11 protein-coding genes are annotated in these 12,514 nt (G+C 71.5%); 9 read left to right on the top strand and 2 right to left on the bottom strand.

Translation table 11 applies throughout. The features are described from left to right. Positions 1-33 precede the first annotated feature (33 nt). Positions 34-1,557 (bottom strand): FAD-dependent oxidoreductase, encoded by a 1,524-nt coding sequence (locus OG625_RS22155; RefSeq protein ID WP_329383861.1) that lies wholly within the window; start codon positions 1,555-1,557, stop codon positions 34-36. A gap of 252 nt (positions 1,558-1,809) precedes the next feature. Here OG625_RS22155 and aroC point away from each other — a divergent pair, with 252 nt between their 5' ends. The 9 genes from aroC (at position 1,810) to OG625_RS22110 (ending at position 11,173) form a co-directional block, all read left to right on the top strand. Beyond that, the gene (aroC, locus tag OG625_RS22150) at positions 1,810-2,994 is read left to right on the top strand and encodes a chorismate synthase (RefSeq protein WP_329383858.1); all 1,185 of its coding nucleotides are present in this window, start codon (positions 1,810-1,812) and stop codon (positions 2,992-2,994) included. Positions 2,995-3,173: 179 nt separating this feature from the next. After that, entirely contained in the window at positions 3,174-3,755 is a 582-nt protein-coding gene (locus OG625_RS22145; protein WP_329383855.1) for an NADPH-dependent FMN reductase, read from the top strand. 66 nt (positions 3,756-3,821) lie between these two features. Next, on the top strand, positions 3,822-5,081 hold the full coding sequence (locus OG625_RS22140) for an MFS transporter (RefSeq protein WP_329383852.1): 1,260 nt from the start codon (positions 3,822-3,824) through the stop codon (positions 5,079-5,081). A 224-nt stretch (positions 5,082-5,305) separates the two neighbouring features. Further along, the gene (locus OG625_RS22135) at positions 5,306-5,917 is read left to right on the top strand and encodes a flavodoxin family protein (protein ID WP_329383849.1); all 612 of its coding nucleotides are present in this window, start codon (positions 5,306-5,308) and stop codon (positions 5,915-5,917) included. Further along, complete coding sequence (locus tag OG625_RS22130) at positions 5,917-6,720, top strand: arylamine N-acetyltransferase family protein (RefSeq protein ID WP_329383846.1); 804 nt, start codon at positions 5,917-5,919, stop codon at positions 6,718-6,720. Before OG625_RS22135 ends, OG625_RS22130 begins: the two co-directional genes overlap by 1 nt. Before the next feature lie 42 nt (positions 6,721-6,762). Then, a complete protein-coding gene (locus tag OG625_RS22125) occupies positions 6,763-7,158 on the top strand; it encodes a YybH family protein (RefSeq protein WP_329383843.1) in 396 nt (131 codons plus the stop codon). A 27-nt stretch (positions 7,159-7,185) separates the two neighbouring features. Continuing rightward, on the top strand, positions 7,186-7,833 hold the full coding sequence (locus tag OG625_RS22120) for an NAD(P)H-dependent oxidoreductase (protein WP_329383840.1): 648 nt from the start codon (positions 7,186-7,188) through the stop codon (positions 7,831-7,833). Positions 7,834-8,042: 209 nt separating this feature from the next. Beyond that, the gene (locus OG625_RS22115) at positions 8,043-9,623 is read left to right on the top strand and encodes a class I adenylate-forming enzyme family protein (RefSeq protein ID WP_329383838.1); all 1,581 of its coding nucleotides are present in this window, start codon (positions 8,043-8,045) and stop codon (positions 9,621-9,623) included. Positions 9,624-9,718: 95 nt separating this feature from the next. Beyond that, entirely contained in the window at positions 9,719-11,173 is a 1,455-nt protein-coding gene (locus OG625_RS22110; RefSeq protein WP_329383835.1) for an MFS transporter, read from the top strand. A 100-nt stretch (positions 11,174-11,273) separates the two neighbouring features. Here the strand turns inward: OG625_RS22110 and OG625_RS22105 are convergent, their stop codons facing one another. Further along, a complete protein-coding gene (locus tag OG625_RS22105; protein WP_329383833.1) occupies positions 11,274-12,485 on the bottom strand; it encodes an NAD(P)/FAD-dependent oxidoreductase in 1,212 nt (403 codons plus the stop codon). Between the last annotated feature and the right edge of the window lie 29 nt (positions 12,486-12,514).

The raw sequence follows: 12,514 nt of genomic DNA, 5'->3' as shown, positions 1-12,514 counted from the left end.
GGTCCGGCCGGACCGGCCGCGCCGGCCGCGCCGTCAGTCGATGCCCTGGGCGAAGCGGAAGAAGCGGTGCGGGTCGTACGCGCGCTTGACCGAGCGGAGCCGGGAGTAGTTCTGGCCGTAGTAGGCCTGGCGCCAGTTCGTCAGGGCCGGGTCCATGTAGTTCTGGTACGACCGGTGCGTCGAGTACGGGTCCAGCGTGGTGAAGCCGTTGTCCACCCAGGCCTGGCCGCGGTCCTTCTCGTCCTGGCCGAGGTCCGGGCGGGTGAGGCCCACCGAGTAGCCGGCGTTGAAGAGCGCGTCGCGGTGGACGAAGGCGGTGGCGGTCGGGGCGACGTCGTTGATCTTCCCGGCGTAGGCGAAAAGGCCCATGAAGCGGAACTGGCCGGGGCGGATATCGTCCGCGAAGGCTCCCAGGGCCGCCTCGGCCGCGGTGCGGGTCCATGCCCGGGAGAAGAACAGGTTGCGACCGGTCGAGTAGTTGTCGCGGGGCAGCTGGGCGTCGGGCGAGTAGCCGATCCGGTGGCACTCGGTGACGGTCTTGGTGCCGCAGCCGAAGACGTTCATCATCGCCTGCTGATACGGGAGTTCCGCGACCTGCCGGGTGGCGCTGGGCCGGCCGACGGCGGCCACGAGCCGGTCGAGGGCACGGTCGCAGGCGGCCTGCGGACCGGCGTAGGCGCCGGTGAGGACGACGTACGGCTCGGTGCCCGCGGGCGCGTCGGTGGACAGCAGGAACATCAGCTCCGAGGAGAGCTCCCGCGGCGCGGTGGCGATCCAGTCCTGCCAGGCCAGGATCACCTGGACGGCGTCCGCCCAGGTGAAGGTGAGGTTGTAGGTGGTGAGGGACGGGATCTGGACCGGCCGCACCTCGAAGTCCGTGACGACGCCGAAGTTGCCGCCGCCGCCACCGCGCAGGGCCCAGTACAGATCGGGGTGCTCGTCCTGCGAGGCGCGCACGGTACGGCCGTTGGCCAGGACGACCCGGGCCGAGACCAGCCGGTCGGAGCCCATGCCGAACTTGCGGGACGCGAAGCCGAGTCCGCCTCCCTGGAGCCAGCCGCCCACCGCGACGGTGGGGCAGGTACCGGACGCCACCTGGATGCCGTGGGGCGAGAGCGCGTCGAGGACGTCCACGCCCTGGCTGCCGGGGCCCAGGTGGACGGTGTCTCCTGGGCGGACGGCGTTGAGCCGGGAGACGTCGATGACCAGACCCGGGGTGGTCGAGTAGCCCGCCTGGCTGTGCCCGCCGCTGCGCACCGCGGGGGCGAGGGCGTGGTCCTGGGCGAAGCGTACGCACGCGGCCACGTCGGCCTCGCTGGTGCAGTAGGCGATGGCCTGCGGGTGGATCGCGTCGAACTGGGCCAGCTGGAGCTGCTTGGCGGTGGCGTACGTCGGGTCGGAGGGCAGGACGAGCCGGCCGGACAGTCCGCTCTGCAGGGACTTCCAGGGGGCGGCGCCGGCGGCCCGTGCGGGCGTGCGCCCACCGCTGCCGGCGGTCAGTGCGGCGGCGGCACCGATGCCGGCCCCGGCGCGGATGAGCGAACGCCTGCTGAGCACCTGGACCACACTCCGTTCCGTCCCGCGTGCGGGACAAGGGCGTCCTGGCGTGCAGGACGAGGACGTTGAGTCCTTGCAGCTTCGGCGACGGCACCGGATCACGGTCCGGGTCGGGCGCTAGTCCGTCACCATCCGGGTGCCGCCCCCGGCGCCCTCGGGTGAGCTGACGGAATCGGGGCGGGGCCGGCGGTCCGGCGCGGGGCGCTGCCTACGGTGGCGCTCCGGATCAATGAGCAGGGGTGATCGTCCGAAATGGGCACGTTGCGGTGGCTGACCGCCGGGGAGTCGCACGGACCGGCGCTGGTGGCGACTCTGGAGGGGCTTCCCGCCGGCGTGCCCGTCACGACCGGGCTCGTGGGCGGGCACTTGGCCCGCCGGCGGCTCGGCCACGGCCGCGGCGCCCGGATGAAGTTCGAGCAGGACCGGGTGACCCTGCTCGCCGGGGTGCGGCACGGCCTTTCGTTGGGTTCGCCGGTCGCCGTCATGGTGGGCAACAGCGAGTGGCCGAAGTGGGAGAAGGTCATGTCGGCCGATCCCGTGGATCCCGCCGAGCCGGCCGGGACGGGGCGGGGCGCACCGCTGACCCGGCCCCGGCCCGGCCACGCCGATCTCGCCGGGATGCAGAAGTACGGCTTCGACGAGGCCCGGCCGGTCCTGGAGCGTGCCAGCGCCCGGGAGACCGCCGCGCGGGTCGCGCTCGGCGCCGTCGCCCGGTCCTTCCTGGCCGAGGTCGCCGGGATCGAGATCGTTTCGCACGTGGTGGAGCTGGGCGGGGCGAGAGCCCCGCGCGGGCTGTACCCGGTCCCCGGTGATGTGGAGGAGCTCGATGCCGACCCGGTGCGCTGTCTGGACGCGGATGCTTCCGAGGCGATGGCGGCCGAGATCGACCGGGCGCACAAGGACGGCGACACCCTCGGTGGCGTGGTGGAGGTGCTGGCGTACGGGGTCCCCGTGGGACTCGGATCGCACGTCCACTGGGACCGTCGGCTCGACGCGCGTCTGGCCGCTGCGCTGATGGGGATCCAGGCCATCAAGGGCGTGGAGGTCGGCGACGGCTTCGAGCTGGCCCGGGTGCCCGGGTCGCGGGCGCACGACGAGATGGCCCGCACGCCGGAGGGGATCAAGCGGACCTCCGGGCGTGCCGGCGGCACCGAGGGCGGGCTGAGCACGGGCGAGCTGTTGCGCGTACGGGCCGCCATGAAGCCGATCGCCACGGTGCCGAAGGCGCTCGCCACCGTGGACGTGGCGACCGGTGAGGCGGCTGCCGCGCACCACCAGCGGTCCGACGTGTGTGCCGTGCCGGCCGCCGGGATCGTGGCCGAGGCGATGGTGGCGCTGGTGCTGGCCGACGCGGTCGTGGAGAAGTTCGGCGGGGATTCGGTCCCGGAGACCCGGCGCAACCTCCGGTCGTACCTGGACCACTTGCGCATCCGGTGAGGGGCGGTCGTACGTGGCTGCCTTCGGCCGTGGGTTCGGCGGGAAGCTGACGTACTCCCCCCTGCGGAGTTGATCTTTCCGTGCGCTCTGGCAATGGTGGGTTACACCAGCGCGGGCCCGTGCCGCCGTCCGTCACCGGTACGGCCCGGACATCGCCGTATACATCCGGAGGTATTTCCATGTCTGAGCCGCTTCGTGTCGCGGTCATCATCGCCAGTGTCCGCGAGGGGCGCTTCGGCCCGATCATCGCGAACTGGTTCTCCGAGTTCGCCCGTCAGCGGGAGGGCCTGAACATCGACGTGATCGACCTGATCGAGCACGACCTGCCCCACCAGCTGTCGCAGACGCCCTCGGACGAGGTCAAGGCCGTGCTCGCCGGTGTCTCCCCGCGACTGGCCGCCGCCGACGCGTTCGTCGTGGTCACCCCGGAGTACAACCACTCCTTCCCGGCCTCGCTGAAGACCCTGATCGACTGGCACACCACCGAGTGGCACGCGAAGCCGGTCGGCTTCGTCGGTTACGGCGGTCTCGCGGGCGGCATGCGCGCCGTCGAGCAGCTGCGCCAGGTCTTCGCCGAGTGCCACACGGTCACCGTCCGCGACACCGTCGGCTTCCACGGTCCGTGGGGGCAGTTCGACGAGCAGGGCACCCTGATCGACCCCACCCAGGCGGAGGCCGCGGCCAAGACCCTCCTCGACTCCCTGGAGTGGTGGGGCACCGCGCTGAAGGCCAAGAAGGCCCTCGCCCCGTACGGCGGCTGACCGCCGGCCCACCCCCTTCCGTCCCCGGCCCACCCTCCTGGGGTGCACCGCAGCCCAGGAGCAGCAATGAGTCATCGCACGGACTTTCCTCCGGTCACCGACCGTTCCCCCTCCCGGGCCCCGGCCGCTCCGCGCGGCGCGACCGGTCCCGCCCTGCCGGCGGGGCCGTCGGTCGCGCCCGTGGTCGCGGCCATCTCGTTGTTGGGGATGCTGGTGGTGGGTCAGCTGTACGTGGCGATTCCGCTGCTGCCGGACATCGGGCGGGCCTGGGGGGTGGACCAGGCGTCGGCGACGTGGGCGACCTCCGCGTACGCGGTGACGTACGCGATCGTCTCGCTGTTCAGCGGGGCGCTGGCCCGGCGGTTCGGCACCCGGGCCGTGCTGGTGGCCGGGGTCGGCGCGCTGGCCGTGGTCACCGCCTGCGTGCCGCTGGCCGATTCCTTTGGGGCGGGGCTGGCGTTGCGCGCGGGGCAGGGCCTGTTCGCCGGTGTGTACGTACCGCTGGTGTACGCGTACCTGAACGCGCACGTGCCGGCGTCGAAGCTGCCGACCGCGCTCACGATCGTGTCCGCCTGCATGGCGGGCACGATCGTCGCCGGTCAAGTGGAATCGCAGCTGCTGGCCGCCGTCGTCGGCTGGCGGGGCACCTTCTGGGTGACCGCGCCGCTGCTGGTGGTGGGGGCCTGGATCCTGCGCCGGGTGCTCGATCCGGTGGACCCGGAGGCGGGTGCGGACGCCGCTTCCCGGGCGGGTGCCGGCCGCAGGAGGCTGTGGGCGGGCCTGCTGCCGCTGTACGTCGTCGGCTTCACCTGCTCCAGCACCATGACCGCCGTGTACACGAGTGTGCAGCTCTACGGTCCGGCCGAACTGGTCGGTGACGGGCAGGCTATGCTGACGCTGCGCGCCACGGCGATCCCCGCACTGGTGCTGGGCGTGCTCGTGGCTCCGCTGCTCGGCCGGATCCCGGCGCGGCCGCGCGGGGCCGGGGCCTTCGCGGTGGCGGCGGCGGGGATCTGCGGCGCCGGGCTGTTCGGCGGCACGGCCACGGGGCTGGCCGCGGCGCTGTTCCTGTTCATGCTGGGCGTGGCCGCGATCGGGCCCGCGGTGGTGCAGGAGATCGGTACGGCGGCGGGCACGGCCCACGGGGTCATGGCGACGGCGCTGTACGGCTTCACCCTCAACATCGGCGGCGGGGTGGGCGCGCAGATCCCCCTGGCGTTCGGCGGGGTCAGGGGCGTGGGCCTGTTCATGTCGGCGCTGCTCGGTGGCTGTGTGCTGCTGCTGGTGGTGACCGGCCGAGGCCGTCGCCGGGCCGCCCGCGGCTGACCGAGGACGGTCCGCGGCGGACGTGCGGACGGCATGCGGCGGACGTGCGGAAGCGGCCGACCTGACGTACTCCCGCCCGGAGTTGCCGGGCACCCGTACGCACCTGACGTACTGCGGTCACCGGCCTCGGCGGGGCGCGGCGCCCGGAACAGGATCGTTCCAAGGCCCCGGCACACGCAGACCGGATACGAGCGGGGGCGGTCGAAAGGGAGTTTCCGCACGCCATGACGAACATCGCTGTCATCTACTACTCGTCCACCGGCTCCACCCACAAGCTCGCCGAGGCCGCCGCCGCCGCGGCCGAGAAGGAGGGCGCCGAGGTGCGCCTGCTGCGCGTCGCGGAGATCGCGCCGAACGGTGAGTCCGCGAGCCGCGACGGCGCCGCCGGCCACCAGGACGCCACCAAGGACATCCCCGTGGTGACGCTCGCGGACCTGGAGTGGGCGGACGGCATCCTGCTGGGCACGCCGGTGCACTTCGGTCTCGCCGCCCCGCAGCTGATGCACTTCATCAACTCCACGTCGAAGCTGTCGATCGAGGGCAAGCTGCTGAACAAGGCGGTCTCCGCCTTCGCTTCCGGCTCGGCGGCCCACGGCGGCCAGGTCTCCGCGATCCTCGCCCTGCACAACGCGATCACCCACTGGGGATCGGTCATCGTCTCCACCGGTTCGACCGACCCGGTGCTGTACAAGCCGAAGAACGGCAACCCGTACGGGGCTTCGGCCGTCGTCGGCGGCAACCCGGGCCAGGTCCCGGAGGAGAACCTGGAGGCCGCCGCCTTCCAGGCGCGGCGTACGCTCCAGGTCGCGTCCGTGATCAAGACGCTGGACGCCTGATGCTCGACGACGTGCTGGTGTCGGCGTACCTGGCGCGGATCGGGGCCTCGCGCCCCGCGCGCACGGACCTGGCGACGCTGGCCGAACTGACGGAACGGCACGTGCTGTCGGTCCCGTTCGAGAACCTCGACTACCACCTGGGCCAGGAGATCCACCTGGACGAGCGGGTCGTCGACAAGATCGTCCACCAGGGTCGGGGCGGCGGCTGCTACGAGGTGAACCCGGCCTTCGGGATGCTGCTGACGGCCCTCGGCTACCAGGTGGAGATCCTCGCGGCGCGGGTGCACCGCCCGGGCGGACTGGGAGCCCCGCTGGGGCATCTGGTGCTGCGCGTGACCCTGGACGGGGCGGCGTACCTGGTCGACGTGGGGTTCCGGCGCAACGCGCGGCGCCCGCTGCTGCTGGGGGCCGAGTCCGTGCAGTTCGACCCGCACGGCGCGTTCGCCTTCAGGCCGGAGCAGCAGGGCGAGTTCGACCTGCTGCTGGACGGCGAACCGCTGTACCGGGTCGACGGCCGGGCGCGCGAGCTGGGCGACTTCCGGCCCTCGCTGTGGTGGTTCCGCACCTGCCCCGACTCGCCGTTCATGCAGGACGTGTTCTGCTCGCTGCCGACGGTCGAGGGCCGGGTCACGCTGAAGGGCCGCACGCTGACGCAGCGCGTCCACGGCGAGTTCCGCGAGGAGCATCTCGCCGATGACGTGGAGGTGTTCGAGGCCTACCACAAGCACTTCGGGCTGGCGCTGGAGCGGCTGCCGGACGAGCCGGTGCGTCCCGAAGGGTCGCGCGGCGTCGCCGTCGAGTAAATCCCCCCACTGGACCCCTCCTTCCCACTCCCAGGAGAGATCATGACCACGGCTGTCGTAGAACCGGCCGAACTTCCCAACGCCTTCCTCCGCGCTTTCAACGCCCGCGACCTGGAGGCGATCGACCGCCTCTTCGAGCCGGGCGCGGTGCGCGTGCTCACCCCCGGGAACGTCGTCACCGGGGACGGCCGGCGCGCGGCGACGAGCAGTTTCATGGCCCTCGGAATTCCGATGAAACTCTCGGTGCGCCACTGCTACGAGTACGGCGATCTGGCACTCCTGTTGTGTGACTATCTGATCAAGGGTGTCTCGCCGGACGGAACTCCCGTACACCACGAGGGCACGGCGACGGACGTGGTGCGCCGGGGCGCGGACGGCTCATGGCGCTATGCGATCGACAACCCTCCGGGAATTGACCGCGAGACCGTCAATCCCTGATTCCCACGAAGAGAGACGGAATATCCGATGACCAACGTCGCGATTGTCTATTACTCCGCCACCGGCAACATCCACAAGCTCGCGGTGGCCGCCGCGGAAGCCGCGGAGAAGGCGGGCGCGCAGGTCCGTCTGCGCCGCGTCGCCGAGATCCAGGAGAGCACCCTCGCGCCCAACTACACCGCGTGGACGGAGGCGTACGAGGAGCACACCAGCGGCAGCAGCCGTGAGGTGGAGATCGCCACGATCGACGACCTGGACTGGGCCGACGCCGTCATCTGGGGCACCCCGGGCCGTTACGGCGCGATGGCCGGTCCGCTCAAGCACTTCATCGACCAGACCTTCGAACTGCACGCCCGCGCAGGCCTGAAGAACAAGGCCATGTCCTCGTTCACCTCGACGGGCACCCAGCACGGCGGCCAGGAGTCGACCATCCTGTCGCTGTCGAACGTCTTCTACCACTGGGGCGCGATCATCGTGCCGCCGGGCGTCACCGACCCGATCCTGCTCGCGCCGAGCAACGGGAACCCGTACGGCGTGAGTGCCACGTCCGGCCTGCAGGCCGTGCCCGGCCAGCTCGCGCAGAACGTGACCGAGGACAACCTCGCGGCCGTCGGCTACCAGACCGTACGCACCATGGAGATCGCCGCGGCGATCAAGCAGGGGCTCGGGAAGTAGCCCGGACACCGGGACACATCTCACGCCACACGCCACACCCCTTCCCGCCGGCCGGGAAGCAGGAGAAGCCCGTAGCGGAATTATCCGCTACGGGCTTTTCCCCGTGCACCCCGTCCCTTTTCGCCACGATCGGTGACCTGATTTCATCGATCTGACACAGTCAATCGTCTGCTATTGGGCCTGCGGAACTCCGATGCGAACTTGAACTCATGCTCCGGATACCGAAGAACAAGACGCCGCTCTATCTCGGCCTCGTCGCCGAGGAGGCTGCCGCCCAGTTCGGCGCCAACACCATCACGCTCGACCGCACCATGGACGCCCTCCCCGAGGTCGGCCAGGTCCTGACGGTCGCCACGTTCGCCGACCTGATAGCCGAGATGGCGAATCGTCTCTGGGCCACCGGTGTCCGGCCCAGCGACCACGTCGTCATCCACAAAACCAACAACTTCGACATCACCCTGCTCGCCTGCGCCGCGTCCCGCATCGGTGCCGTCCCGGTGATGCTCTCCGCGCACCTCGACGGGGAGACCATCACCGCGCTGCTGCAGCGGCTGCCCTCCCCCACCCTCCTGACGGACGCGGCCAAGCTGACCGGTTCGCTGGCTTCCTCGCCGCTCTCCGAGCTCACCGCCCGGGTCATCTCCGTCACCGAGCCGGTCGAGGGCGCCATCACCCTCGCCGACCTGGCCGGCGCGCCCGAGCGCACGCCCGTGACGCTGCACCCCGACTCGCACGCGATCATGACGCACACCTCGGGCACCACCGGTATCCCGAAGCTCGTGGTGCACTCGGCCCGCTCCATCGGATCGCGCTACCGCTGGCAGGACAAGGTCGTCAGCATGCTGCGCCGGCGCGAGCCGATCCTGATGCACGTCTCGTACGTGCACTCGCGCATGTACCCCGGCATCGCCGCGATGATGCTGCGCAACAAGCCGATGGTGTTCCTGGACGACGCCGAGCCCGGCAAGGTCGCCGACGCGATGGTCAAGTACCGTCCCGGCGTCTTCGAGACGCACCCGAACTCGTTCCTGGAATGCGAATCGATCCTGGACGACCCCCGCAAGCCGTTCAAGACCGTCCGCTTCTACAACAGCACCTTCGACGCCATCCACCCCGGCACGATGGACAAGTTCCTGCGCGCCTCGGAGCGTACGAACCCGGTCTTCCTCCAGGTCTACGGCCAGAGCGAGTGCGGCCCGCTGGTGGCCCGCCCGTACACCCGCAAGACCGTCATGAAGGCCGACGGCCGCTGCCAGGGCTACCCGACCCCGGGCATCACCAAGTACCGCCTGGTCGCCCGCAACGGCAAGAAGCCCTCCCGCGAGAACCCCGGCTACATCGACGTGGCGACCGCGGGCCGCGCCCTGACCTACTACGGCGAGGGCGAGCGCTTCGACAAGCAGGTCGACGGCGAGTGGTGGCGCGGCGGCGACGTCGGCTACCGCACGAAGTGGGGCTGCCTGCACCTGCTCGACCGCGAGGTCGACCAGATCCCGACCATCCACTCGACGCTCGAGGTCGAGGACACGGTCCTGCACCGGCTCCCGGAGCTCACCGAACTCGTCATCGTCCCGGGCCCCGCCCAGGAGCCGGTGCCGGTCGTCTGCACCAAGGACGACGCGCCGCTGGACCTCGCCCGCTGGAGCCGCGCCATCGCCGACCAGTCGGACATGGCCGACCCCATCCAGATGAAGCTGGGCGAGCTGCCGCGCACCGCCACCGCCAAGATCAAGCGCCTGGAGCTGGCCCGCCGGCTGGCCGACCAGGTGACGCACGGCCTGGCCTCCTGACACCCGGCCCGCCGCGCCACACAGACCCCCTGAAGCGAAACCCCCGCACCACCCGAACGCCCAACCCCCGACCCCGACACGGGAGCCGTACTGCCATGTCCACCAACACGGAAGGCCGGCGCAAGCGCCTCGGCCTCACCCTGGCCCTGCTGGCCTTCGCCCAGCTGATCATCTCCATCGACTACAACATCGTCTACGTGGCCCTGCCCGACATCGGCAGTGGCCTCGGCTTCTCCGCCCAGACCCTCCAGTGGGTCGTCAGCGCCTACGCCGTCGCCTTCGGCGGGTTCCTGCTCCTCGGCGGCCGCGCCTGCGACCTCTTCGGCCCGCGCCGGATGTTCGTCCTCGGACTCGCCCTCTACGCCGGTTCCTCCCTGCTCGGCGGCCTCGCCGGCTCCCCCGAGGTGCTGATCGCCGCCCGCGCCATCCAGGGCATCGGCGGCGCCTTCCTCTTCCCGGCCACCCTCACCCTGGTCTCGACGAGCTTCGCGGAGGGCAAGGAGCGCAACCGCGCCTTCGCCGTCTGGGGCACCGCGGGCGGTAGCGGCATGATCGTCGGCTCGCTGCTCGGCGGCGTGCTCACCGAGTCCTTCGGCTGGGAGTCCGTCTTCTACGTCAACGTGCCGCTCGCCGGCATCGCGATGTTCCTCGCCTTCCCGCTGATCAAGCCCGACACCACCGGCAAGAGCGGCCGCAGCTTCGACCTGCTGGGCGCGCTGACGTCCACCGTCGGAATCACCGCGATCGTCTTCGCCCTGGTCCAGGGCCCGGAGTCCGGCTGGACCGCCCCGGTCGTCCTCGGCGCGCTCGCCCTCGGCGTCGTCCTGCTCGTCGCGTTCTTCGTCATCGAGAAGAACTCCGCCGACCCGCTGCTGCCGCTGTCCCTCTTCGGCAACCGCAACCTCACCACCGCCGTCGGCGTGACCTTCTTCTACATGGCCAGCTTCGGCACCCTGCTGTACTTCCTCACGGTCTACTTCCAAGGCGTCCACGGCTACAGCCCGCTGGAGACCGGTCTCGCCTTCCTCGTCCCGATGGTCGCCATCGCCATCGGCGCCCAGACCGCCGGCGGCCTCGCCACCAAGCACGGCATCCGCGCCATCATGATCGCCGCGATGGTCATCGGTGTCATCGGCACCGCCATCCTCGGCTTCACCATGGCGACCGACGCCTCGTACTGGATCCTCGTCCCCGGCATGATCGTCATGGGCCTGGGCCAGGGCGCCGGCTACACCCTGATGTTCGGTGCCGCCGCGATCGGCGTCGCCCCCGAGGACCAGGGCATCGCCTCCGGTGTCGCCTCCACCACCCAGCAGATCGGCGGCGCCGTCGGCCTCGCCGTCCTCGTCGCCATCGCCAACTCCGGCCTGGAGGGCCAGACCGGTGAGGCCCTGAGCGCCGCCACCACCGACGGTCTGCGCACGGCGGTCTTCATCGCCGCCGTCGGCATCGCGATCGTCGCACTGATCGCCCTGGGCCTGAAGAAGCCCGAGCAGCAGGCGCAGGCGGCGCCGGCCGCCGAGCGTCAGCCGGAGACCGCCGGAGTCTGATCCGGCACCCCCGGTACCCCGGCGCCCCGCGCCACACGAACGGCGAGAGCCCCCACCCGAGAGGGTGGGGGCTCTCGCCGTTGCGCCGTACGGCCGCGTATTACGCGTCGGCGAGCAAGGCCTCGGCGGAGTCGGGGAGTTCGCTGCCCAGCAGGGAGCGCAGCCGGGGGTACGCCGCCGCGTCGCCGGCCAGGATCCCGCCGAGCAGGCACTCGCCCTCGGAGTCGAGGACGAGCTTGGCGTACACGTCGCCGCCCGCGGATTCCCGTACGAAGGACAGCGCGCCCGGGGTCTGCGCGTGGGCGTCGCCGAAGGAGGCGACGTCCACACCCATCAGCTTGAGCTTCGTGGACATGTCGGCGCCGGGGAAGCGGGTCGGACCGTCGCCGAGCAGCTGCCCCGCGACCGCCTCGGCCATCCGGTAGCCGGGGGCGACCAGGCCGTAGCAGCGTCCCTCGACGGCCGCGCACTCGCCGATGGCCCAGATGTGCGGGTCCTCCGTACGGCAGTGGTCGTCGACGAGGAAGCCGCCGCGCTCACCGCGCGGCAGACCGGCCGGGCCGGCCAGGGAGTCCTGGGGGCGTACGCCGGCGGAGAAGACGACCAGGCCGGTCTCGATCGACGTACCGTCCGCGAAGACCAGGCGGGCCACGTTCCCGTCGGGGCCCGCCTCGATGTGGCTGGTCCGGGCGCCGAGGTGGGTGGTGACGCCGAGCCGGCCCACGAGCCGGTCGAGCACCCGGCCGCCGCCCTCGTCGACCTGGACGGGCATCAGCCGCGGTGCCATCTCCACGACGTGCGGGGTCAGCCCCAGCAGCCGCAGGCCGTTGGCGGCCTCCAGCCCGAGGAGGCCGCCGCCGATCACCACCCCGGTGGTGGTGCGGGCGGCGGCCTCACGGATGGCGTCGAGGTCGTCGAGGGTGCGGTAGACGCAGGCCCCGGGCAGGTCGCGGCCGGGCACCGGCGGGACGAAGGGGACCGATCCGGTGGCGAGCACGAGGGCGTCGTAGGCGAGGTGGCCGCCGTCCGCCAGGGTGACGGTGCGGGCTTCGCGGTCAACGCCGACGGCCCTGGTGGAGAGCCGGAGCTCCACCAGGGCGTCGTCGAACAGGGCCGGCCGTACGAGGCTCAGCTCGGCCGGGGTCGTGCCGTCGAGGGCGGAGCTGAGCTTCACCCGGTCGTAGGCGGGGTGTCTCTCCTCCCCGAGGACCACCACCCGCCAGGTTCCGTCCCGGTCGCGGGAGCGGAGCTCCTCCACGAGGCGGTGGCCGGTCATACCGTGCCCGATGACGACGAGGGTGCGGGTGGTCATGCGGTGTCCTTTACTGGAAGAGGGCCACC

It is taken from the genome of Streptomyces sp. NBC_01351 (assembly GCF_036237315.1).
GTDB lineage: Bacteria > Actinomycetota > Actinomycetes > Streptomycetales > Streptomycetaceae > Streptomyces.
Note: the sequence above shows the minus strand (reverse complement) of the source record. Positions and strands in the feature narration are given on the sequence as shown.